Annotated in this window: 26 protein-coding genes; 11 read left to right on the forward strand and 15 right to left on the reverse strand. The window is 37.9% G+C overall.

The genetic code is table 11. The features are described 5' to 3' along the window. Positions 1-90: 90 nt before the first annotated feature. Positions 91-393 (reverse strand): secA translation cis-regulator SecM, encoded by a 303-nt coding sequence (gene secM / locus DV434_RS00990; RefSeq protein ID WP_118784883.1) that lies wholly within the window; start codon positions 391-393, stop codon positions 91-93. A 78-nt stretch (positions 394-471) separates the two neighbouring features. Here secM and DV434_RS00995 point away from each other — a divergent pair, with 78 nt between their 5' ends. Then, entirely contained in the window at positions 472-786 is a 315-nt protein-coding gene (locus DV434_RS00995; RefSeq protein WP_118775335.1) for a DUF721 domain-containing protein, read from the forward strand. A 33-nt stretch (positions 787-819) separates the two neighbouring features. Here DV434_RS00995 and tadA read toward each other — a convergent pair whose 3' ends face one another. The 6 genes from tadA to ampD all read right to left on the reverse strand — a co-directional run bounded on the left by tadA (position 820) and on the right by ampD (position 5,478). Beyond that, the gene (gene tadA / locus DV434_RS01000; protein WP_118784882.1) at positions 820-1,335 is read right to left on the reverse strand and encodes a tRNA adenosine(34) deaminase TadA; all 516 of its coding nucleotides are present in this window, start codon (positions 1,333-1,335) and stop codon (positions 820-822) included. Next, positions 1,335-2,186 carry a thymidylate synthase gene (locus DV434_RS01005; RefSeq protein ID WP_118811388.1) on the reverse strand — a complete coding sequence of 284 codons (852 nt, stop codon included), beginning with the start codon at positions 2,184-2,186 and terminating at the stop codon, positions 1,335-1,337. Before DV434_RS01005 ends, tadA begins: the two co-directional genes overlap by 1 nt. A gap of 9 nt (positions 2,187-2,195) precedes the next feature. Then, positions 2,196-3,002 carry a prolipoprotein diacylglyceryl transferase gene (gene lgt, locus DV434_RS01010; RefSeq protein ID WP_118811389.1) on the reverse strand — a complete coding sequence of 269 codons (807 nt, stop codon included), beginning with the start codon at positions 3,000-3,002 and terminating at the stop codon, positions 2,196-2,198. 8 nt (positions 3,003-3,010) lie between these two features. Then, positions 3,011-3,808 (reverse strand): sulfite exporter TauE/SafE family protein, encoded by a 798-nt coding sequence (locus tag DV434_RS01015; protein ID WP_118811390.1) that lies wholly within the window; start codon positions 3,806-3,808, stop codon positions 3,011-3,013. Continuing rightward, on the reverse strand, positions 3,808-4,398 hold the full coding sequence (gene rppH / locus DV434_RS01020) for an RNA pyrophosphohydrolase (protein ID WP_005631202.1): 591 nt from the start codon (positions 4,396-4,398) through the stop codon (positions 3,808-3,810). The genes DV434_RS01015 and rppH overlap by 1 nt, the downstream gene beginning before the upstream one ends. A gap of 525 nt (positions 4,399-4,923) precedes the next feature. After that, entirely contained in the window at positions 4,924-5,478 is a 555-nt protein-coding gene (gene ampD / locus DV434_RS01025) for a 1,6-anhydro-N-acetylmuramyl-L-alanine amidase AmpD (protein WP_118784880.1), read from the reverse strand. A gap of 114 nt (positions 5,479-5,592) precedes the next feature. On the opposite strand from ampD, the gene DV434_RS01030 reads away from it, so the two are divergent. Genes DV434_RS01030 through DV434_RS01045 form a run of 4 tightly spaced genes read left to right on the forward strand, consistent with a single transcriptional unit; the run spans position 5,593 to position 9,339 of the window. After that, positions 5,593-6,042: a prepilin-type N-terminal cleavage/methylation domain-containing protein gene (locus DV434_RS01030; protein WP_118784879.1), complete on the forward strand. Its 450-nt coding sequence runs from the start codon at positions 5,593-5,595 to the stop codon at positions 6,040-6,042. Continuing rightward, positions 6,039-7,433 (forward strand): GspE/PulE family protein, encoded by a 1,395-nt coding sequence (locus tag DV434_RS01035; RefSeq protein WP_118784878.1) that lies wholly within the window; start codon positions 6,039-6,041, stop codon positions 7,431-7,433. The genes DV434_RS01030 and DV434_RS01035 overlap by 4 nt, the downstream gene beginning before the upstream one ends. Then, positions 7,430-8,650: a type II secretion system F family protein gene (locus tag DV434_RS01040; protein ID WP_118784877.1), complete on the forward strand. Its 1,221-nt coding sequence runs from the start codon at positions 7,430-7,432 to the stop codon at positions 8,648-8,650. The genes DV434_RS01035 and DV434_RS01040 overlap by 4 nt, the downstream gene beginning before the upstream one ends. Next, positions 8,647-9,339 carry a prepilin peptidase gene (locus tag DV434_RS01045; protein WP_118784876.1) on the forward strand — a complete coding sequence of 231 codons (693 nt, stop codon included), beginning with the start codon at positions 8,647-8,649 and terminating at the stop codon, positions 9,337-9,339. The genes DV434_RS01040 and DV434_RS01045 overlap by 4 nt, the downstream gene beginning before the upstream one ends. 53 nt (positions 9,340-9,392) lie before the next feature. On the opposite strand, the gene rho is transcribed toward DV434_RS01045, so the two are convergent. Then, a complete protein-coding gene (rho, locus tag DV434_RS01050; RefSeq protein ID WP_005629550.1) occupies positions 9,393-10,655 on the reverse strand; it encodes a transcription termination factor Rho in 1,263 nt (420 codons plus the stop codon). A 247-nt stretch (positions 10,656-10,902) separates the two neighbouring features. Between rho and metJ the strand changes: the two genes are divergently transcribed. Further along, on the forward strand, positions 10,903-11,220 hold the full coding sequence (metJ, locus tag DV434_RS01055; RefSeq protein WP_005634287.1) for a met regulon transcriptional regulator MetJ: 318 nt from the start codon (positions 10,903-10,905) through the stop codon (positions 11,218-11,220). A gap of 13 nt (positions 11,221-11,233) precedes the next feature. On the opposite strand, the gene DV434_RS01060 is transcribed toward metJ, so the two are convergent. Then, positions 11,234-11,620: a Cu(I)-responsive transcriptional regulator gene (locus DV434_RS01060; RefSeq protein ID WP_118784875.1), complete on the reverse strand. Its 387-nt coding sequence runs from the start codon at positions 11,618-11,620 to the stop codon at positions 11,234-11,236. Positions 11,621-11,696: 76 nt separating this feature from the next. Here DV434_RS01060 and DV434_RS01065 point away from each other — a divergent pair, with 76 nt between their 5' ends. The 3 genes from DV434_RS01065 (at position 11,697) to DV434_RS01075 (ending at position 14,340) form a co-directional block, all read left to right on the forward strand. After that, positions 11,697-11,900 carry a heavy-metal-associated domain-containing protein gene (locus tag DV434_RS01065; RefSeq protein ID WP_118784874.1) on the forward strand — a complete coding sequence of 68 codons (204 nt, stop codon included), beginning with the start codon at positions 11,697-11,699 and terminating at the stop codon, positions 11,898-11,900. Between the two features lie 87 nt (positions 11,901-11,987). Beyond that, on the forward strand, positions 11,988-12,194 hold the full coding sequence (locus tag DV434_RS01070; RefSeq protein ID WP_118784873.1) for a heavy-metal-associated domain-containing protein: 207 nt from the start codon (positions 11,988-11,990) through the stop codon (positions 12,192-12,194). Continuing rightward, the gene (locus DV434_RS01075) at positions 12,169-14,340 is read left to right on the forward strand and encodes a heavy metal translocating P-type ATPase (RefSeq protein WP_118784872.1); all 2,172 of its coding nucleotides are present in this window, start codon (positions 12,169-12,171) and stop codon (positions 14,338-14,340) included. Before DV434_RS01070 ends, DV434_RS01075 begins: the two co-directional genes overlap by 26 nt. A 32-nt stretch (positions 14,341-14,372) precedes the next feature. Here DV434_RS01075 and DV434_RS01080 read toward each other — a convergent pair whose 3' ends face one another. Then, positions 14,373-15,017, reverse strand: a complete 645-nt coding sequence (locus DV434_RS01080) for an IS1595 family transposase (RefSeq protein ID WP_118786135.1) — start codon at positions 15,015-15,017, stop codon at positions 14,373-14,375. A gap of 272 nt (positions 15,018-15,289) precedes the next feature. Here DV434_RS01080 and DV434_RS01085 point away from each other — a divergent pair, with 272 nt between their 5' ends. Both DV434_RS01085 and DV434_RS01090 read left to right on the forward strand, forming a co-directional pair. Then, positions 15,290-16,528 (forward strand): HAAAP family serine/threonine permease, encoded by a 1,239-nt coding sequence (locus DV434_RS01085; RefSeq protein ID WP_118785940.1) that lies wholly within the window; start codon positions 15,290-15,292, stop codon positions 16,526-16,528. Positions 16,529-16,563: 35 nt separating this feature from the next. Next, positions 16,564-17,931, forward strand: coding sequence for an L-serine ammonia-lyase (locus DV434_RS01090; RefSeq protein ID WP_118785939.1), 1,368 nt, complete (start codon positions 16,564-16,566; stop codon positions 17,929-17,931). 71 nt (positions 17,932-18,002) lie between these two features. On the opposite strand, the gene DV434_RS01095 is transcribed toward DV434_RS01090, so the two are convergent. From DV434_RS01095 to DV434_RS01115, 5 genes are all read right to left on the reverse strand, one after another. Beyond that, on the reverse strand, positions 18,003-18,299 hold the full coding sequence (locus DV434_RS01095; RefSeq protein ID WP_192881517.1) for a hypothetical protein: 297 nt from the start codon (positions 18,297-18,299) through the stop codon (positions 18,003-18,005). A 10-nt stretch (positions 18,300-18,309) separates the two neighbouring features. After that, positions 18,310-18,840, reverse strand: coding sequence for a DUF8095 domain-containing protein (locus DV434_RS01100; RefSeq protein WP_118785937.1), 531 nt, complete (start codon positions 18,838-18,840; stop codon positions 18,310-18,312). A gap of 107 nt (positions 18,841-18,947) precedes the next feature. Further along, the gene (ccmI, locus tag DV434_RS01105; protein ID WP_118785936.1) at positions 18,948-19,865 is read right to left on the reverse strand and encodes a c-type cytochrome biogenesis protein CcmI; all 918 of its coding nucleotides are present in this window, start codon (positions 19,863-19,865) and stop codon (positions 18,948-18,950) included. Next, entirely contained in the window at positions 19,866-20,327 is a 462-nt protein-coding gene (locus DV434_RS01110) for a cytochrome c-type biogenesis protein (RefSeq protein WP_105904222.1), read from the reverse strand. It abuts the gene before it with no gap. Next, positions 20,327-20,872: a DsbE family thiol:disulfide interchange protein gene (locus tag DV434_RS01115; protein ID WP_118781791.1), complete on the reverse strand. Its 546-nt coding sequence runs from the start codon at positions 20,870-20,872 to the stop codon at positions 20,327-20,329. The genes DV434_RS01110 and DV434_RS01115 overlap by 1 nt, the downstream gene beginning before the upstream one ends. Positions 20,873-20,930: the final 58 nt, after the last annotated feature.

Below are 20,930 nucleotides of genomic sequence, written 5' to 3' on the forward strand. Positions count from 1 at the left end.
ATGCGTATGAAATACTTTATTTCATGCACAATAATTCTTTTTTAAAATATCGCTATTTCAATAGCAATATTCTTCACAGAAAACAGAAAATTAAATAAGCAAGGGACCAGCTCGAATTGGCGCACTAAGATTCAACACATCCGCTAAAAAGTGCGGTTGAATTTTAGGTTGTTTTTCAGTTTGACGGGAAATTAAAGGTTGAGGAATGGCTTGTCGTTGCACTTCACGTGCTACTTTTACCGTTTCCAACGCTTGTTGAATGGAAACACTCGAGGAATAATTTTCCGCATTATTTTGATTTTCAAAACTTTGTGCGTTAGGCAAAGCAAAAATCGCGATAATACTTAAAAGTAATCGCGACCAAAAATTCGGTTTGACAGTGCCTGAAATCATCGTCTCGTTGTTTATTATGAAAATTGCGTGTATTGTAGCGGAAATCTAAATTAATGTCATTTACTGGGGGCAGACTTTATGGAAAACAAGGCTGAGCGTTATCAAAAAGCAGTCAATATTATGGACGTACTTGAGCAATCGCCCTTTGCCAAAATAATGAAAAAAGGCCTCGCCATCAATGAACTTAATCAAAAATTTAACCGCATTTTTCCACAGGAATTTCACGGCAAATTTCGTATTGGTAATATGATAGATAACTCAATTTTTATTGAGACAGCAAATGCCATCGTTCGCCAAGGAATTTTATTCAGACAGACAGAATTGTTGAAACTCATTCAAGAAGAATTTCCGCATGTAAAACGACTTGAGATAACAATAAACCCTGGCTTTTAAAAGCTAAGAATAAAAGAAAATGGAGATTTAATATTAATCAGACTTTTTTAACAATGCTTTCTCTATTTTTTTCTCTTCGCGTCTCTTCTGAAAAAATGCGCTTAATTTCTGACTACACTCTTCTGCCAATACACCAGATGTAATCTCCAGAGTATGATTCATCTTATAATCATCAAAAAAATGGAAACGCGATCCGACCGCACCGGTTTTATAATCAGAAGCGCCGAACACAAGGCGTTTAATACGGCTATGCAAAATTGCCCCAGCACACATTGTGCAAGGCTCTAATGTCACATAAAGCGTGGTATTCAGTAGGCGATAATTTTGAATATTTTTCGCGCCATTACGTAAAGCGATAATTTCAGCGTGGGCGGTAGGATCGCTTTGAACAATGGAGAGGTTCCAACCTTCTCCAATGATATTTCCAGCGTCATCAACCAAAACCGCCCCCACAGGAATCTCACCTAACGCTTCCGCTTTATCCGCAAGATTAAGGGCATAGCACATCATTTTCTCGTCAAATTCTGACCGCACTTTTGTTGCATCCATTAGACGGAAAAAGGATATTTAATCGGCTCGTGGGATTGGTAGCCAATGACTTTGAAATCATCCATCGTGACCCAAGTTTCCAAATCTTCAAGCGTTTTTATATCTGGATTGATTTCTAATTTTGGCAACGGGAAAGGCTCGCGTTTAAGTTGTACATCACGCATTAACTCAAGCTGATCTTCATAAATATGCGCATTCACAATTTTATGATATGCCTTGCCTGCTTTTTTGCCCGTAATCTGAGCCATAAGCGCTAAGAAGGTAAACACCTGAATTTGATTGAAATTCAATCCAAGCGGAACATCACAGGAACGTTGATAACTAGTAAGATGTAAAGTATCGCCCACAAGAGAAAAAGTATGCGTGTGCATACAAGGACGAAGACATCCGAGATCAAATTCCCCCGGGTTAAAGAAGGTTAAAATTTCCCCCCTATCATCAATGCCCTTGGTCAAATTATTAACAATTTTGCGTAGCTGATCGATGGTTTCACCATTAGGTTTACGCCACGCTCTGCCTTGCACACCATATACGCGTCCCATATCATCAATGCCTCTACGGTGAGGATTCGCGAGCCATGCGGCATTTTCATTCGCATTAGCATCCCAAGTTTTAGTACCAAGTGCGCGAAAATCAGCAGCATTGTCATATCCACGAATATAACCTAAAAATTCAGCAATGGCCGCTTTCCAATAACTTTTACGCGTAGTTATCAACGGAAATTGATTATTCGCCACATCATATTCTAAATCAGCATTAATAACGGTGAGACAGCGCTTACCTGTACGCTCATTGGCAACCCATTCACCTTCATTAACAATGCGACGACAAAGATCAAGATATTGCTTCATAAAAATCTCCTATTTTATTACCGCACTTTTGCGTGAATAAGCCCAAGCCATAATTAAGGCACCACCAATAATCATCGGTAAACAAAGTGCTTGTCCTCTTGTAATGACGCCAAAGAAATTTTCAACTTCAGGTTCACGCACATATTCCACAATAAAACGGAAGATACCATAGCCAACTAAGAATAAGCCTGCAACAAAGCCCATTGGACGTGGCTTTTTAATAAAAATATTCAGAATTGCAAACAACACTATGCCTTCTAAAAAGGCTTCATAAAGTTGTGATGGATGACGAGGCAGTAAGAGCGGATCATTTGGAAAAATCATTGCCCAAGGCACATCCGTTTCGCGTCCCCATAGCTCAAGATTAATGAAATTACCAATTCTACCTAAACCTAAACCAAACGGAATCAAAGGCGCAACAAAATCAGCCGTTTGCCAAAAATTACGTTTTTGTGAATAAGATGTCCAAATCATGGCAACAATGACGCCTATTAAGCCGCCATGGAAAGACATTCCACCTTCCCAAACACGGAATAAATAAAGCGGCTCTTGTAAGAAACGATCCAAATTATAAAAAAATACATCGCCAACACGTCCGCCAATAAATACGCCCATAAAACCATTGAAAAGCAAGGTATCAACTTGATCCACTGTCCAACCGCTATTTGGGCGATTAGCACGACGAACCGCAAGCCAGCGTGCAAAAATAAAACCTAAAAGGTACATCAATCCATACCAACGTAAGCCGATATTGCTATCACCAAGAGTAAAAATAGTTGGATCAAAATGAGGCAGAAGCAAGTAATTTGAATTCATAATTTTCTCTATCTAATAAACATATCAACAGCAATGGTAATTAATAAAAGTGCAAATCCTTTCTTTAAAGTGGACACGGGTAGTTTTGAGGTGGCTGTCGCACCAAGTTTTGATGTAAAAAAGGATGTGGCAGTAATACATAACACCGCAGGGAAATAAATATAACCTAAAGAATATTCTGGCATTGCAACATTCCCCCAGCCACTTAACATAAAACTGAACATTCCAGAAGTTCCGAGTAACATGCCACAGAAAGCCGAAGAACCAATAGCCTTTTTCATATCGATACCGCGAGAATTTAAAAACGGCACAATAAATCCGCCTCCACCGATACCTGCAGCACTAGATGCCATACCAATTAAAATGCCACCGATAATAGACGATTGAGTCGTCAAAGGTTTAACTGTTTTATTTGTCTTAGGTTTAATAGATAAGACCATTTTTACCGCGAGATAAACCACTAAACAGGCAAATAATTTACTAGAAATATCGCGATCAAGTTTTCCGATAAAGAAACCGCAAATAAACACGCTAACCATAATGCTCGGAGCAAGGATCTTCACCGCACTCCACACAACATTACCTAACTTATGATGTCGTTGAGCCGAAGAAAAGCCAGTAATAACAATCGTTGCAAAAGAGGTTCCAAGTGCGGTAGACATTAACAAAGGTTCTGGCACGCCTACCATTGGTAATAAATACACCAACACAGGAACAATCATTAATCCACCACCGATACCAAAAAGCCCCGCAAAAAAGCCAGCCACAGCCCCCACAAGCAAACAAAGTAAAATAAAGCTAAACATTATGAATTCCTTGTTTTATTAAAAGAACGTTTTGGAAATTTTGAACCATTATATTTTTTAGGATGAGTATAAGATTTTTGCTCCAATTCTCGTGCAGGTTGATACACAGGAGGATTTTCTGAGAACAACACGCCAGAAAACTCTTTCATCGCTTTGCGATATACTTCTTTTTTGAACGACACGACTTGACGAACAGGATACCAAAAACTCACCCAACGCCATCCATCAAATTCTGGTGATTTGGTTGTTTGCATATTGATATTTTTTTCATCGCCAACAAGCTGCAACAAAAACCAGCGTTGTTTTTGCCCTATACACATCGGTTTGCTGTCATAACGCAACAAACGTTTTGGTAATTTATAACGCAACCAATGCTTAGATACATATAAAATGCGCACATCTTTAGGCTGTAGACCCACTTCTTCGTACAGTTCACGATACATCGCTTGCTCGGCACTTTCATTATCATTAATGCCACCTTGCGGAAACTGCCACGAATTTTGCCCACAGCGCTTCGCCCAAAGCACTTGCCCGTTGCGATTACAAATCACAATACCCACATTTGGACGGTAGCCATCAAAATCGATCACTATCGTTTTACCTTAAATTTTTCATATAAAAATAGTCTGCAGATTGTTTCATAAATCAGTGTTTTTATCAACCAAAGGGCTGGTTACACAATAAAATGCACAGATTGTGGATAACATTGTGAATAACGGATTTCTGATTGTGAATTGATCACGTAAAAACAGGGTGAGATCCTTATCACATCGAACTTAAAAATAAATTGAGTTATTTTCGATCTAAAAATCTAAAGAAAAAATAAACCGCACTTTTCACATATAAAAATGGAAGAAAGTGCGGTAAAAAAATACAATTTTTAAAGGGACGCCATTCACCAAAGATCTTTTAGCTAGCTCTTTGAGTTATTCAATATTTCTGTGGATAAAATTGTGATTGAGAAAATCCATAATGTTGTATAACTCAAAAAAAACTTTCCTAGACGATCCCTAGAAAAAATTTTTCCATTTAAATTCAAAGGTTTATAAACAAAACATAACAATATTTGTAATACACAGAAGTCTCTAAATTTTAATGTCTAATTTTTGAACAAATTATTTCAGGCAGGCAAAATAACGTTCCCAATCGAAATATTGACCAGGATCGATCTTACGTTTCGGCGAAATATCACAATGTCCAACAATTCGATCTTTCGTAATCTTCGGGTAACTTTTCATTATTACATTGGTAAGTTCTTGCAATGAAAAATATTGAGCGTCGGTAAAAGGCTGTTCATTACTCCCCTCCAACTCAATTCCAATGGCAAAATCATTACATTTTTCTCGTCCTTGAAAATTCGATACGCCTGCGTGCCAAGCGCGATCATTAAAATTGACATATTGAGTAATTCGCCCATTTCGTTCGATTAAACAATGGGCAGAAACACGCATTTGATAAATTTCTGCAAAATAAGGATGGATCTTAGGATCTAATTTCCCTTGAAAAAAATCATCCACATATCCGCCGCCAAATTGTTCTGGTGGTAAGCTAATGTAATGGATTACCAGAAGTGAAATATCTTGTAAATCTGGGCGTTCATCAAAATGCGGAGATGGAATTTGCCGACAATCGGTCAATATACCTTGTTCAATATCTTTTAGTTTTTGCATACTTTTTCCCTTTTTTTGCGATCAGGATCGCAGAAAAAGTGCGGTCAATTTTACAAACAAATTTTTCCTTTTCACAATGTCATCGCCAACAAAGGCTTAATAAAAGGAAAATGAATGAAACTAACAACACAGCAAACCTTGAAAAAAGGTTTTACATTAATCGAGCTAATGATTGTGATTGCAATTATTGCTATTTTAGCCACTATCGCAATTCCCTCTTACCAAAATTATACCAAAAAAGCAGCGGTATCCGAATTACTGCAAGCATCTGCGCCTTATAAGGCTGATGTGGAATTATGTGTATATAGCACAAATGAAACAACAAACTGTACAGGTGGAAAAAATGGTATTGCAGCGGATATTACAACAGCAAAAGGCTATGTAGCCTCAGTGAAAACTCAATCGGGTGGCATTACCGTAAAAGGGGATGGCATATTGGAAAATATGGAATATATTTTGCAAGCTACAGGTAATGCTGCAGCAGGTATAACTTGGACAACAACCTGCAAAGGAACGGATGCCTCTTTATTTCCAGCAAATTTTTGCGGAAGTATCACACAATGACGAGCTATGCTTTACTTCATACTCAGCGTGTAACCGCTAAAAATGGCGAAGTATTTACGATCTCGCCAGAGTTATGGGAACGCAATCAGCAGCAACAATCCTTGCTTTTGCGGTATTTTGCTTTGCCACTTAAAGAAGAAAATAATCGTCTTTGGCTAGGGGTTGATTCTCTTTCCAATCTTTCAGCCTGTGAAACCATTGCGTTTATAACAGGAAAACCTGTCGAACCAATTTTGTTAGAAAGCAGCCAACTAAAAGAACTGTTACAGCAACTTACTCCGTGCCAAATGCAAGTGGAAGAACAAGTTAAATTCTATCAACATCAAGAAACCCATTTTGAACAAGAAGATGATGAACCTGTTATCCGCTTACTTAATCAGATTTTTGAATCCGCCTTACAAAAAAATGCCTCTGATATTCATTTAGAAACCTTGGCTGATCAATTTCAAGTGCGGTTTAGAATTGATGGTGTTTTACAACCACAACCCTTAATAAGCAAAATATTCGCCAATCGTATTATTTCACGCTTAAAATTACTGGCTAAATTAGATATTAGTGAAAATCGACTTCCACAAGATGGGCGATTTCAATTTAAAACGACTTTTTCCGATATTCTTGATTTTCGCCTTTCAACCTTACCAACCCATTGGGGCGAAAAAATCGTGTTGCGAGCGCAACAAAATAAACCAGTAGAACTTAGCTTTTCTGAATTAGGTATGACAGAAAATCAGCAACAAGCATTTCAACGTGCGCTTAGCCAGCCACAAGGATTAATTTTAGTCACTGGCCCAACAGGAAGTGGAAAAAGTATCTCACTTTACACCGCACTTCAATGGCTAAATACGCCTGATAAACATATTATGACAGCGGAAGATCCCATTGAAATTGAACTTGATGGCATTATTCAAAGCCAAATTAATCCACAGATTGGATTAGATTTTAGCCGTCTATTGCGTACTTTCTTACGTCAAGATCCCGACATCATTATGCTAGGAGAAATTCGCGATGAAGAAAGTGCAAGGATTGCATTACGTGCGGCACAAACGGGGCATTTGGTGCTTTCAACTTTACATACCAATGATGCAATTTCTGCCATTTCTCGATTACAACAACTCGGTATTCAACAGTATGAAATTGAAAACAGTTTACTGCTCGTTATTGCACAGCGTCTTGTACGAAAGCTTTGTTCAAAGTGCAGTGGAAATTTAGTAAATTCTTGTGATTGCCATCAAGGTTATCGAGGTCGAATTGGCGTGTATCAATTTTTACATTGGCAGCAGAATGGTTATCAAACGGATTTTAAAAATTTACATGCGAGTGGTTTAGAAAAAGTTAATCAAGGAATAACCGATGATAAAGAAATTGAACGTGTGTTAGGTAAAAACTCATGACTAAAAAACTCTTTTATTATCAAGGTAGTAACGCATTAAATCAGAAACAAAAAGGCTCAATTATTGCGGATACAAAACAACAAGCACACTTTCAATTAATAAGCCGCGGGCTTACTCACATCAAATTACAACAAAACTGGCAATTTTGGGCAAAGCCCAAAAATTCAGAAATCAGTGAATTACTCAATCAATTAGCGACATTGCTACAATCCGCTATTCCGTTAAAAAACAGTCTGCAAATTTTGCAACAAAATTGCACTCAAATTATGCTCAATGAATGGCTTGAACGACTGCTTCAATCTATTAAATCTGGTTTAGCATTCTCACAGGCCATTGAACAACAAGGAAAATATCTCACACAACAAGAAATTCAACTGATTCAAGTGGGAGAAATGACGGGAAAACTTTCCGTTGTTTGTAAAAAAATAGCCACCTATCGTAGCCAATCTTTAGCATTACAACGTAAATTACAGAAAATTATGTTATATCCCTCAATAGTGTTAGGAATTTCACTATTACTAACACTCGCATTATTGCTTTTTATCGTGCCTCAATTTGCTGAAATGTACAGTGGTAATAATGCTGAGTTACCAACAATAACCGCAATATTGCTCTCTATATCCAATTTTATTAAGCAAAATATTGGGATTTTGCTATTTTTATCTTTTAGTTTTTTTCTATTTTATTACTTCTATCTAAAACGCCAGGCCTGGTTTCATCAACAGAAAAATCAACTTATTTCTATCGCGCCTATTTTTGGAACAATTCAAAAGCTTTCGCGTTTAGTGAACTTTAGTCAAAGTTTACAAATTATGTTGCAAGCCGGCGTACCGCTTAATCAAGCACTAGACAGTTTTCTCCCTCGTACACAAACGTGGCAAACCCAAAAAACTCTCGTAAATGACATCGTATTAGATAAAGAAGTGCGGTCAATTTTACAATGGATTTCTCAAGGCTATGCGTTTTCTAATAGTGTAAGTAGCGATCTTTTCCCGATGGAAGCACAACAAATGTTACAAATTGGTGAGCAAAGCGGAAAACTCGCTTTGATGCTAGAGCACATAGCGGATAATTACCAAGAAAAACTTAACCATCAAATTGACTTACTCTCACAAATGATAGAACCATTAATGATGGTGATCATCGGCAGTCTGATTGGAATTATTATGATGGGAATGTATTTACCTATCTTTAATATGGGCTCTGTTATTCAATGATTTACTTCGCAATGTTTTTATTAGGCGGTATCTTAGGGATCGCACTGTGGTTCTACCTATCTGGTTTTATTACGCGTTTACAGCAAGAGATTTATGCGACTTACGTTGAATTATTTCCACAAAATAGTTCTCCATTTCAACCGCACTTTGCCTCTATTCAACAAAAAAAGTGCGGTCATATTTTGAGGTATTTTTTAAGTGTTGGAGTAGGATTTATATTTTTACAAATTGCCTTCAAGGACTCTACTTTCATTATATGGCTAGGGCTCACACTTCTTATCCTTTGGGCAATTAGTTATCTTGATTGGGATTATCAACTTATTTCTACGCCCCCCTGTTTATGGTTACTTACTCTCGGTTTATTTGGAGCAGACAATAACCTTTCATTGCTTACGTTATCTGAAAGCATAAAAAGTGCGGCAAGTTTTTTTATTGTTTTCTACGCAATCTATTGGATTGCACAATTCTATTACGGCAAAGAAGCCTTTGGACGGGGAGACTATTGGCTAGCAATGGCATTAGGAAGCTTTATTCATTTAGAAACTTTACCGCACTTTTTGTTATTAGCCTCAGTTCTTGGAATATGTTTTTCGCTTATTCATAGGAAGAAAAAAGAATTTTTACCTTTTGCCCCTTTTATGAACTTATCAGCCGCCGTAATTTATTTCGTCAAATATTACGGATATTAAAAAGGGGAAAACATAATATTTTCCCCTTGTTCTTCATAGAAGTGCGGTTGCTTTTACGAACGTTTCATCACTTCAAAAAACTCTTCGTTAGTTTTCGCCATCATGAGTTTATCAATCAAGAATTCCATTGCATCCACTTCATCCATTGGATTAAGAATCTTACGAAGAATCCACATTTTTTGTAATTCATCAGATGTTGTGAGTAAGTCTTCTTTACGAGTACCAGAGCGTTTAAAGTCAATGGCTGGGAATACACGTCTTTCTGCAATTTTACGAGAAAGGTGTAATTCCATATTACCTGTACCTTTAAATTCTTCGAAAATAACTTCATCCATTTTTGAACCGGTATCAACTAGCGCAGTCGCAATAATCGTTAAACTGCCGCCTTCTTCCACGTTACGTGCAGCACCAAAGAAACGTTTTGGACGATGTAACGCGTTAGCATCCACACCACCAGACAAAATTTTACCTGAAGCTGGGGTTACCGTATTGTAAGCGCGCGCTAAGCGTGTAATAGAGTCAAGCAGAATCACCACATCTTTTTTATGCTCTACTGAACGTTTCGCTTTTTCGATTACCATTTCTGCCACTTGAACGTGACGAGTTGCAGGCTCATCAAAAGTAGAAGCAATGACTTCGCCTTTTACTGAACGTTGCATTTCTGTCACTTCTTCTGGGCGTTCATCAATCAATAATACGATAAGCTCTACATCAGGATAATTATGCGTGATACTTTGCGCAATATTTTGCAACAACATGGTTTTACCTGCTTTTGGCGGAGCAACAATCAAACCACGTTGACCTTTACCAATTGGTGATGCTAAATCCAAAATACGTGCGGTTAAATCTTCTGTTGAGCCATTGCCTCGCTCCATTCTTAAACGAGAATTAGCATGTAATGGTGTTAAGTTTTCAAATAAGATTTTGCTACGAGAAACTTCAGGTTTGTCATCATTAACTTGATCAACTTTTAAAAGTGCAAAATAGCGTTCGCCTTCTTTGGGTGGACGGATTTTGCCTTCGATTTTATCACCAGTTTGAAGGTTAAAACGACGAATTTGACTTGGGGAAACATAGATATCATCGGGGCCTGCAAGGTAGGAACTGTCAGCAGAACGAAGGAAACCAAAACCATCCGGTAAGATTTCTAACACGCCACCGCCGAAAATATCTTCACCGCTTTTGGCGTGCTGTTTTAAAATTGCAAAGACAATATCTTGTTTACGCAAACGAGCTAAATTCTCTAAGCCCATTTGTTCTTCGCCAAGTTTCACAAGATCAGAAACAGGCGTATTTTTAAGTTCAGTTAAATGCATAATGAATAAATATTGGAATTAATAAGAATTGATGATTCGAATGGTGAGCCAATGCTCTTTGAATGGCGCGTAAGTTACCACTAAAACCCTGTACTGTCTAGCGTTTCTTTATATTTAATCTAAAAAATTACCGCACTTTTCTTTCTCTTTTTAACATAGAAGTTTAGCCGTCTAGATTGTTATTTATTTGATTTTTCATTAGAATACGGACAATTTGTAAGGTTATCAATAAGCACTAAGGTAAATTATGGCGGATTGGGACGGAAAATATATCAGCCCTTATGCAGAACATGGCAAAAAAAGCGAGCAAGTAAAAAAAATCACTGTGTCTATTCCGATCAAAGTACTAGAAATTTTGACAAATGAACGCACTCGCCGTCAATTAAAAAGTTTACGTCATGCAACCAACAGTGAATTACTTTGCGAAGCATTTTTGCATGCATTCACCGGTCAACCTTTGCCCACCGATGCAGATTTAATGAAAGAGCGTAATGATGAAATTCCCGAAGATGCCAAAGTGCTTATGCGTGAATTAGGCGTCGATCCAGAAAGTTGGGAATATTAACCGCACTTTTCATTTATCCTTTTAATCCATTCAAAATTGAACATTCAGGGTAGTCATTGCCCTGACAATTATCATGCCAACGCTGCAATTCTTGTACCATTTTTTGTAACAGTTCTATTTGTTGATTTAATGTCGTAATATGTTGAGCCGTTAGTGCTTTCACTTCTCGGCAGCTACGCTTAGGATTATCTTGTAGTTCTAATAATTGTGCGATTTGATGTAATGAAAAACCCACATCGCGTGAGTGACGAATAAAATGCAATCTTTCTAAATCACTTTCTCCATAATTTCGATAGCCTGACAAACTGCGCACAGCGGGTTTAATTAAACCTATTTTTTCATAATCACGGATTTGTTTCGTAGATAAACCTACTAATTTTGCGACGTCACTAATATTCATAAAAAATTTCTTGACCTTAACCTTACGTAAAGGTTTATAGTGTAGCCATTAATAAAACGACTAACAAGGAGTAAAAATGAAAACTATCACATTAAACATAGAAGGCATACATTGCGGCTGTTGCGTAAAAAGCGTTACTCAAGTTTTAACTGAATTAGATGGCGTACAGTCTGCTGATGTGCAACTAGAAGGGAAAGCAAATATTACTTTTGATGAAAATCGAGTCAATGTTGCACAGTTGATTGAGGTAATTGAAGATGCCGGATTTGACGCCACATAGTAAAAAATTTAGATTCAGATTGGTGGGATGACCTGCCAATCTTGTACCAATCGTATTCATCAATAAAACCACTAACAAGGAGTAAAAATGAAAACCATCACATTAAACATAGAAGGCATACATTGCGGCTGTTGCGTAAAAAGCGTTACTCAAGTTTTAACTGAATTAGATGGCGTACAATCTGCTGATGTGCAACTAGAAGGGAAAGCAAATATTACTTTTGATGAAAATAGAGTCAATGTTGCACAGTTGATTGAGGTAATTGAAGATGCCGGATTTGACGCCACAGAGTAAAAAAATTTCGATTCAGATTGGTGGGATGACCTGCCAATCTTGTGCCAATCGTATTGAAAAAGTTTTAAATAAAAAACCATTTGTGCAACAAGCGGGGGTAAATTTTGCCGCCGAAGAAGCACAAGTGGTATTTGACTCTACGCAAGCAAGCGAAACTCAAATTATAGAGATTATTCATAAAACAGGTTTCACTGCTCATATCAAACAAGCCAATGAATTGCCAATAGAAGAAAAAAATACATCACTCCCTTGGCGATTAATCATACTTTGGATAATCAATATTCCATTTCTGATTGGTATGCTTGGCATGATGAGTGGCTCACATCATTTGATGTTGCCCCCTATTTGGCAATTTGCATTAGCTAGCATTGTGCAACTTTGGTTAGCCATTCCATTTTATCGCGGAGCAATCGGTAGTATTCGTGGTAGACTTGCCAATATGGATGTGCTTGTAAGTATAGGAACACTCACCATTTATCTTTATTCTGCTTTCATGTTGTTTTACCACGCCAATCATGCAATGGGGCAGGTGTATTTTGAAGCTTCTGTTATGGTAATTGGTTTTGTCAGTCTTGGAAAATTTCTTGAAGATCGCACTAAAAAGCACAGCCTAAATAGCTTAAGTGTGCTCTTGCAACTGACACCGAAAAAAGTCACTGTTTTACGTAATGAAAAATGGACTGAAATTGCTCTTGACCAAGTAAATATCGGCGAAATCATTCGTGCGAATCAAGGCGAACGTATTGCAGCAGACGGCATAATTGAAAGTGGAAATGGATGGTGTGATGAAAGTCATTTAACGGGTGAATCTCGTCCAGAAGAAAAACAGAAAGGTGGAAAAGTATTAGCGGGGGCGATGGTAACAGAAGGTTCTATTATCTATCGAGCAAATCAGCTTGGTAGCCAAACCTTACTTGGCGATATGATGAATGCATTATCAGATGCACAAGGCTCAAAAGCACCTATTGCACGATTTGCCGATAAAGTTGCGTCAGTATTTGTGCCTGCTGTATTAGTGATTTCACTTGTTACTTTCGCGTTCACTTACGTTCTGACTAATGATAGTGTGTCTTCACTCATTCACGCGGTATCCGTGCTTGTGATTGCTTGCCCTTGTGCCTTGGGATTAGCCACACCAGCTGCCATAATGGTTGGTTTAGGTAAAGCGGTTAATGCTGGCGTATGGTTTAAAGATGCGGCAGCAATGGAGGAAACCGCCCACGTAGATACCGTTGTACTTGATAAAACTGGCACACTAACAAAAGGCGAGCTTGAAATTTCAGCACTATGGCAGCCACAAAGTGCGGTGTATTCTGAAGAGGATTTGTATCGTTTTGCCGCAGCAGTTGAACGACAAGCTAACCACCCAATTGCAAAAGCCATTGTGCAAGCAGCGGAACAAAAAATGTTAGACATTCCCACCGCACTTTTTTCAAAGATGGAAGTGGGTCAAGGTATTCAAGCTGAATTAGAACAAGTGGGAACAATAAAAGTCGGTAAACCCGATTATTGCGGTTTAATCTTGCCTAAAAATTTAGAGGATATCTGGCAAATTGCGAGCATTGTCGCAGTATCTATAAATGATAAACCCATTGGTGCATTTGCGCTGACGGATACCTTAAAAAACGATAGCTTGCACGCTATTCAACGCTTACAACGGCAAAATGTCGATGTCGTAATTATGAGTGGCGATCAACAATCTGTGGTAGATTACATAGCGAAACAGCTCGGCATTAACAAAACCTTTGGTGGACTCAGCCCTAGAGATAAGGCGGAACAAATCCAAAAGCTGAAAGCTCTAGGTCATGTTGTAGCAATGGTAGGTGATGGGATAAATGATGCGCCTGCTTTAGCCGCAGCAAACGTCAGTTTTGCGATGAAATCAGGTTCAGATATTGCAGAACAAACGGCTTCTGCAACGCTTATGCAACATTCGGTGAATCAACTTGTGGATGCGCTTTTTATTGCAAGAGCAACCTTGAAAAATATCAAACAAAATCTATTTTTTGCTTTGATTTACAATATTCTCGGCATCCCCCTTGCCGCTTTCGGTTTTCTAAATCCAGTGATTGCTGGAGCTGCAATGGCGATGAGTTCAATTTCCGTATTGATGAACGCCTTAAGATTGAAAAAAGTGCGGTTCTAATTTCATTTAGGGGCTGTACTAGATAACTAGACCTAAATCCCCTTAACTAATTGTTTTAAAATGGAAATTTGAGATTTTATTTCACTGTTGTTAAAACGCCATTCACATTCCTTTAAATATAGCTCAAAATGCTCTTTGGGAATGCCATTAAACTTCCGTAAGTGGCGTTTTGCTTGATTCCAAAAATTCTCAATTCCGTTTATGTGGTTGTGATTTTCAGCAAAATGCGTGCTGTGATTGATGCGAAAATGGCTAAATTCACTGACATCAAGCACATCATAACTACGAAAAGTATCCGTGTACACAATGCTATCAGGCTTAACTTTCTCTCGGATAATTGGCAATAATGTCGCTGATTGCGCATTAGGGACAACGACGGTATAAACCTTGCCATTTCGTTTGAGAAGCCCGAATACTGCGACTTTTCCCACAGCACCACGACCACGTTTGCCTTTTCGAGTACCGCCGAAATAGCTTTCATCGGCTTCAATCTCGCCTTCAAACATTTCCAAATGGGGGCTTGTTTGATAGATGAGTAAGCGTAATCGATGAAAGTAATAAGCGGCTGTATTTTTGTTTACATTAACCAATGCACTGGCTGTTCTTGCTGTGACACCTGCGACAAACAGTTCAATGAGTTTATTTTGTTTATGCTGACTTAAGCGACTTTTTCTCATTGGTTTATTCTAACCTAAATGGGATTTTTAGTCGTTATCTAGTACAGCCCCTTCATTTATTTTTATACGCAATCGGTGTCGTGAACGCACCGATTTTTTGTCGCTAAAAATTACCGCACTTTTTATAAAAAAAGTTTTAACTTGATCACAATTTTAGAATTTGCTCTTTGAGATTCTCTATTTATCGGCATAACATAATACTCAAAATTTGTTAGGGCATATTTTGCTCTGCAAATTGACAAATTTAAATAATTTATGCTTTGGAGCAAACTATGAAACCAACAGAAAAACTCAAATGGAACAAATTTGATGCAACATGGATGTTAAACCTTTTCGGTACGGCGGTTGGCGCTGGCGTCTTATTCCTACCGATTAACGCAGGGATGGGTGGATTTTGGCCGTTAGTTTTAATGGCAATTATCGTCGGACCAATGACCTATTTTGCTCACCGTGGCTTAGCCTATTTTGTACTTTCATCAAAAAATCCTGGCAGCGATATTACTGAAGTAGTGGAAGAACACTTTGGTAAAACAGCGGGTAAACTTATCACCCTACTTTATTTCTTCGCGATTTTCCCCATTCTTTTAATTTACGGTAACGGTATTACTAACACAGTCGATTCTTTCATTGTGAATCAACTTGGCATGGCATCGCCAAACCGAGCCGTTCTCTCTTTTGTATTAATTGCAGTATTGATTTCCGTCATGCTATTTAATGAAAAAGTGATGTTAAAAATCACGGAATGGCTTGTTTACCCATTAGTATTAATTTTATTCGCACTTTCTATTTACTTAATTCCAGAATGGAATGGTGCGATGTTACATGAATTCCCAACAGCAGGCGGTTTCATCACAACATTGTGGCTTACTATTCCTGTGTTAGTATTCTCATTTAACCATTCACCGGCAATTTCATCTTTCACTTGCTCACAATTCCGTGAATACAAAACTTTCGATGATGCAGAACGCCATATCGGCCATACAGAAAAAGGCACCTCAACGATTTTGTTATTCTTCGTAATGTTCTTCGTATTTAGCTGTGTATTAACATTAACACCTGAAGAATTAGTGGCAGCAAAAGCACAAAATATCAGTATCTTGTCTTTCTTAGCGAATAAATTTGATAATCCATATATCTCTTATTTTGGCCCGCTTGTTGCATTCTTAGCGATTACTAGCTCATTCTTCGGCCACTATATGGGCGCACGTGAAGGCTTAGAAGGCTTATATTTAAAAATGAAAGGCGAATCTGTAAATCGTAAAAAACTCAATTATGCAACCGCACTTTTCTTCTTATTAACGTTATGGGGCGTTGCGATTATTAATCCAAGTATCTTAGGCTTAATCGAATCTCTTGGCGGCCCAATCATTGCGATGATTTTATTTATCATGCCAATGTACGCGATTCGCAAAATCCCAGCGATGAAACGCTACAGCGGACGTTTCAGTAATGTTTTTGTAACGATTATGGGATTAATCGCTATCTCTGCGGTTGTTTATGGATTATTATAAGCGCCCTTTAAAGTTTAGCGAATTTTGAGAAATTTATGATTAGCGTATTTGATATGTTTAAAGTGGGAATTGGGCCTTCCAGTTCCCATACTGTCGGTCCGATGAAAGCCGGCAAACAATTTATAGACGACTTAATTGAACGAAATCAGTTTGAACAAACCGCTGAAATTCATGTGGATGTGTATGGTTCTCTTTCGATGACAGGGAGAGGTCATAGTACGGATATCGCTATCATTATGGGATTAGCGGGTTATTTACCACATAATGTGGATATCGATATTATTTCAGGTTTCATCGAGAAAGTGAAACAAACTGCGCTTTTACCAATTAATGTTGGTCAAAAGACAGTAAAATTTGATTTTGAAAATAATCTCATTTTCCACCGCACTTTTTTAAAATTGCACGAAAATGGCATGACAATTACCGCTCTTGATGAAAATCGCACAGAGCTTTATCGCCAAACCTATTATTCGATCGGGGGTGGTTTTATTGTCGATGAAGCCCATTTTGGTCAAGAAGAAAAAAACACAGTCCAAGTGCCTTATCCTTACAAAAATGCCGAAGATATTTTGAAACATTGTAGTGATAACGGCTTAATGCTTTCCACTGTGATGTTGGAAAATGAAATCGCATTAAATGGCAAAGAGGCTGTTAGTGCTCATCTAGAGAATGTCTGGAAAACGATGCAGGCTTGTATCGAACATGGTATTCACACTGAAGGAATTTTACCTGGGCCATTACGCGTGCCACGTCGTGCAGCTTCACTTTATCGTGTGTTGCAAGCCAATACGAATTTATCTAACGATCCAATGCGCGTAATCGACTGGGTCAATATGTTTGCGCTTGCTGTCAATGAAGAAAATGCAGCGGGTGGGCGCGTGGTTACGGCACCAACTAACGGTGCGTGCGGGATTATTCCAGCGGTATTAGCTTACTACGAAAAATTCATTTCGCCATTAACACCTGAAATTATTGAACGCTATTTATTAGCAGCAGGTATGATTGGTTCACTTTATAAAATGAATGCTTCGATTTCTGGCGCAGAAGTGGGTTGTCAAGGTGAAGTGGGTGTAGCCTGTTCAATGGCGGCTGCAGGACTAGCTGAAATTCTGGGTGGGAATCCACTGCAAGTATGCATCGCAGCTGAGATTGCAATGGAACATAACTTAGGATTAACTTGCGACCCTGTCGGCGGTCAAGTTCAAGTACCTTGTATCGAACGCAATGCGATTGCTTCAGTTAAAGCAATCAATGCATCACGTATGGCTTTACGCCGTACCACTAATCCAAGAGTAACTTTAGATAAAGTGATTGAAACCATGTATGAAACAGGCAAAGATATGAACGCCAAGTATCGCGAAACATCTCAAGGCGGACTAGCAGTTAAAATTGTTTGTACTTAAATATAAAAATCTCAATTCTATTTATCGTATATAAAACTAAAGCCTTGATAATCAAGGCTTTAGTTTTTCTATCAAAAATGATGGTAATTATAATGATACCCGATACTTGGGACTACAGGGATAACCGGTAGCGAACTTCTCACTCGAGTTTTAACCTTATTATCGCTCGCATTCAATTTTAAGTTAGTATCAACTTGACTTGCCACTTTATCTTTCTGAGCCTGTGTAACCGTATTACCACTTGTTACACGAGCATTATACTCTTGCACAGCCTTCATATCATAAACACCGCCACCAGTTTGCTCTGGTTGAGATGAACATGCTGCTAAACCTAAAATTGCACAACTAACAAAGACTATTTTTCTCATTAAATACATCCTATTTACAAATTACGTCAGTTAATACTGCTCTACCTTCTGATACATAATTCGCTGCATTTTCCTTTAGTTTTTTATTTTCTTGTGATTGAATACGCTTAGACACATTTTTGTCTGTAATTGAATAAACTGGCACATAACTTAAATTTTGAGGATCTTTTTGATTATAAATCGTCGCACCCGTTACACTACCGTAATATTCACTTTTATCATTTGGCGAAAGATAATTGTGGGTTGAATTTGTATAATCCACACCTCTTTTAACTTTAAATCCTTGACAAATGCCAGCTGGAGACTCAAAAACACTCTCCGATGAACTCATCTCGTTAATTTTATAAACTTTTAACTCAATACTTTGTGCAAGTTTCTGCACATCATTATCAGAAACATTCGAGTTAAAAGCCTTTTTATCTTTTTCATCAACATAAGTTACTGAACTAGATATGTCTTTAGCAATAGATAAATGCGGTATAAACAAACTAACCAGCATGCTACAAAATAAAGAAAAAGAAGTACAATTTTTGTAATTCATCTCCAGTTCTCCTTAACGTCCTTTAAAGTAATTTCTAATATTAAAATAGCTATTTGCCAATTAATAGTGTTACTGAACTATATCAAAAAGACTTATATGATACTAGGTTATTTTTCAGGAGTTATACTTTTTGATTTTTCTTCGTTTTGAGCTTCTAAAGCATCACGCGCGGCACGAATACTTTTTTCAATTAGTGGCACACGCTCATCATCTTTCGGCATTAAGCGTAGCATCATCGCCCAAGTCACCGCTGCCATTTTATAATCTTCCGTTTCAAAATAACGGAATGCGAGCAGACTTAACGCCTCAACATTAGTATGATCTTGACGGATCACTTGACGCAATAAATCGCCACCTTTAAGTTTATCAGTCGCATCTTCAGAGAACATCAATATGCGAGCATAGCCTAATTTATATTGCACATTATCTGGTTCAAGTTTGTTAGCTTTTTGATAGCTATCGAATGCTAAACGTGCGTCACCTAAATTCATCCCAATTTGGCCGAGCATCCACCATTTTTTTGCATCAGTTGGATTTTTCTGCAAGTCGATTCGAAGTGCGGTAGAAAATTGCTGCATTTCTGCATCAGAAAATGGATTTTTATCTTCATCTTTCATTCGATCAAAGAAATAGGGCAATTTCGCATAAGTTTGCTCTAACATCGATTCAGCTTGCCAAGAGCCCACCATAAAATAAGAAGAGCCCGCGATAATTCCTAGCGCCAACACGCCAGACACAAACCACACTTTTCCATAAGATTTGCCAGAATAATCCATATTCTCTTGAACCTTACTCGGAACATCATCAAGCAAGGTTTTCTGTAATTCTTGTTTGAGTTGCTCAACATTTTCAACTAAACCTTGGGAATTATCTTGCTCAATTTCTTCCAAACGTGAGAAATATAATGCCTTATTTAAATCATCACGTTTTTGCCCATGTTTCGCTTTGAATTGACGCAATAAAGGATAAAAACAAATTAACGCCACAACTAAAGTGGTTAATATAAAAATTAATGCAAAATTCATCTATTTATCCTTGTTTAATAATTCTGCCAAACGCGCATTATCTTCATCAGTTAAAACATCTTGGGATTTCACCGCACTTTGAGCTTTTGGTTTACGTCTTAATAAAAATACCACGCCTAACAACACAAGCAATAATGGCGCAATCCATAGCACTAATGTGCTCGCTGTCATAGGTGGATCGTAAGTTACAAAATTGCCGTAGCGTGCCACCATATAATCCACTACATCATTTTTCGATTTGCCTTCTTGTAAAAGCTCAAATACTTTGCCACGCATATCCACAGCGATAGTCGCATTGGAATCCGCAATATTGTTATTTTGACATTGAGGGCAACGCAAAGATTGTGTTAATTGGTGGTAATCACTCTCTTGTTGTGGAGAACTAAAATTTAATGCATCAATAGCCGAAAACGCCACTGAGCTAAACAAAAGTGCGGTCAAAAATAGCCATGTTTTTTTCATTATTGTTGCTCCGAAAGTTTGTCATAAATTGGTTTTAAAGTCTGAGTCCAAACTTTCTCGTTTACATCACCGGCATAACGATAATGAATCACGCCTTTTCCATCTACAATAAACGTTTCTGGCGCACCATATACTCCTAAATCCAAACCGAAAGAACCTTTTTCATCTTTTAAAACAACTTGATAAGGATTGCCAAGATCTTTTAACCACTTCATTGCTTTAGGTGATTCATCTTTATAATCCAAACCGATAATTCGCACACCGTCTTTAGCAAGTTTGTTTAAATATTGATGTTCGGCATAACAAGTCGGACACCAAGTCGCCCATACGTTAAGCAAAACTGGCTTACCTTGTTGAAACAATTCAGTCGTGTAAGCTTTATTCTCAAACAACTCCGTTAAATTTTTTGCTGGCACAGGCTTTCCAACCAAAGCAGACTCTAATGCTTTAATATCTTCACCTTGCGCATTGCGTTTTAATTGCACTAAAAAGGCAATTGTTATCGATAAAAAGAGAATAAGAGGAACGAGTAATTTTTTTTTCATTTTTTACCGCACTTTTTCATTAACTTTGCTCCACCCATTTATGGGGGGAGCTGTCGCG

This window comes from Haemophilus haemolyticus, assembly GCF_003493685.1.
GTDB lineage: Bacteria > Pseudomonadota > Gammaproteobacteria > Enterobacterales > Pasteurellaceae > Haemophilus > Haemophilus haemolyticus_O.

Bases quoted from the DNA above. Each gene is read 5' to 3' on its own strand.
- secM (WP_118784883.1), bottom strand. From the start codon at position 393: ATGATTTCAGGCACTGTCAAACCGAATTTTTGGTCGCGATTACTTTTA.
- DV434_RS00995 (WP_118775335.1), top strand. From the start codon at position 472: ATGGAAAACAAGGCTGAGCGTTATCAAAAAGCAGTCAATATTATGGAC.
- tadA (WP_118784882.1), bottom strand. From the start codon at position 1,335: ATGGATGCAACAAAAGTGCGGTCAGAATTTGACGAGAAAATGATGTGC.
- DV434_RS01005 (WP_118811388.1), bottom strand. From the start codon at position 2,186: ATGAAGCAATATCTTGATCTTTGTCGTCGCATTGTTAATGAAGGTGAA.
- lgt (WP_118811389.1), bottom strand. From the start codon at position 3,002: ATGAATTCAAATTACTTGCTTCTGCCTCATTTTGATCCAACTATTTTT.
- DV434_RS01015 (WP_118811390.1), bottom strand. From the start codon at position 3,808: ATGTTTAGCTTTATTTTACTTTGTTTGCTTGTGGGGGCTGTGGCTGGC.
- ampD (WP_118784880.1), bottom strand. From the start codon at position 5,478: ATGCAAAAACTAAAAGATATTGAACAAGGTATATTGACCGATTGTCGG.
- DV434_RS01030 (WP_118784879.1), top strand. From the start codon at position 5,593: ATGAAACTAACAACACAGCAAACCTTGAAAAAAGGTTTTACATTAATC.
- DV434_RS01035 (WP_118784878.1), top strand. From the start codon at position 6,039: ATGACGAGCTATGCTTTACTTCATACTCAGCGTGTAACCGCTAAAAAT.
- DV434_RS01040 (WP_118784877.1), top strand. From the start codon at position 7,430: ATGACTAAAAAACTCTTTTATTATCAAGGTAGTAACGCATTAAATCAG.
- DV434_RS01045 (WP_118784876.1), top strand. From the start codon at position 8,647: ATGATTTACTTCGCAATGTTTTTATTAGGCGGTATCTTAGGGATCGCA.
- rho (WP_005629550.1), bottom strand. From the start codon at position 10,655: ATGCATTTAACTGAACTTAAAAATACGCCTGTTTCTGATCTTGTGAAA.
- metJ (WP_005634287.1), top strand. From the start codon at position 10,903: ATGGCGGATTGGGACGGAAAATATATCAGCCCTTATGCAGAACATGGC.
- DV434_RS01060 (WP_118784875.1), bottom strand. From the start codon at position 11,620: ATGAATATTAGTGACGTCGCAAAATTAGTAGGTTTATCTACGAAACAA.
- DV434_RS01065 (WP_118784874.1), top strand. From the start codon at position 11,697: ATGAAAACTATCACATTAAACATAGAAGGCATACATTGCGGCTGTTGC.
- DV434_RS01070 (WP_118784873.1), top strand. From the start codon at position 11,988: ATGAAAACCATCACATTAAACATAGAAGGCATACATTGCGGCTGTTGC.
- DV434_RS01075 (WP_118784872.1), top strand. From the start codon at position 12,169: ATGCCGGATTTGACGCCACAGAGTAAAAAAATTTCGATTCAGATTGGT.
- DV434_RS01080 (WP_118786135.1), bottom strand. From the start codon at position 15,017: ATGAGAAAAAGTCGCTTAAGTCAGCATAAACAAAATAAACTCATTGAA.
- DV434_RS01085 (WP_118785940.1), top strand. From the start codon at position 15,290: ATGAAACCAACAGAAAAACTCAAATGGAACAAATTTGATGCAACATGG.
- DV434_RS01090 (WP_118785939.1), top strand. From the start codon at position 16,564: ATGATTAGCGTATTTGATATGTTTAAAGTGGGAATTGGGCCTTCCAGT.
- DV434_RS01095 (WP_192881517.1), bottom strand. From the start codon at position 18,299: ATGAGAAAAATAGTCTTTGTTAGTTGTGCAATTTTAGGTTTAGCAGCA.
- DV434_RS01100 (WP_118785937.1), bottom strand. From the start codon at position 18,840: ATGAATTACAAAAATTGTACTTCTTTTTCTTTATTTTGTAGCATGCTG.
- ccmI (WP_118785936.1), bottom strand. From the start codon at position 19,865: ATGAATTTTGCATTAATTTTTATATTAACCACTTTAGTTGTGGCGTTA.
- DV434_RS01110 (WP_105904222.1), bottom strand. From the start codon at position 20,327: ATGAAAAAAACATGGCTATTTTTGACCGCACTTTTGTTTAGCTCAGTG.
- DV434_RS01115 (WP_118781791.1), bottom strand. From the start codon at position 20,872: ATGAAAAAAAAATTACTCGTTCCTCTTATTCTCTTTTTATCGATAACA.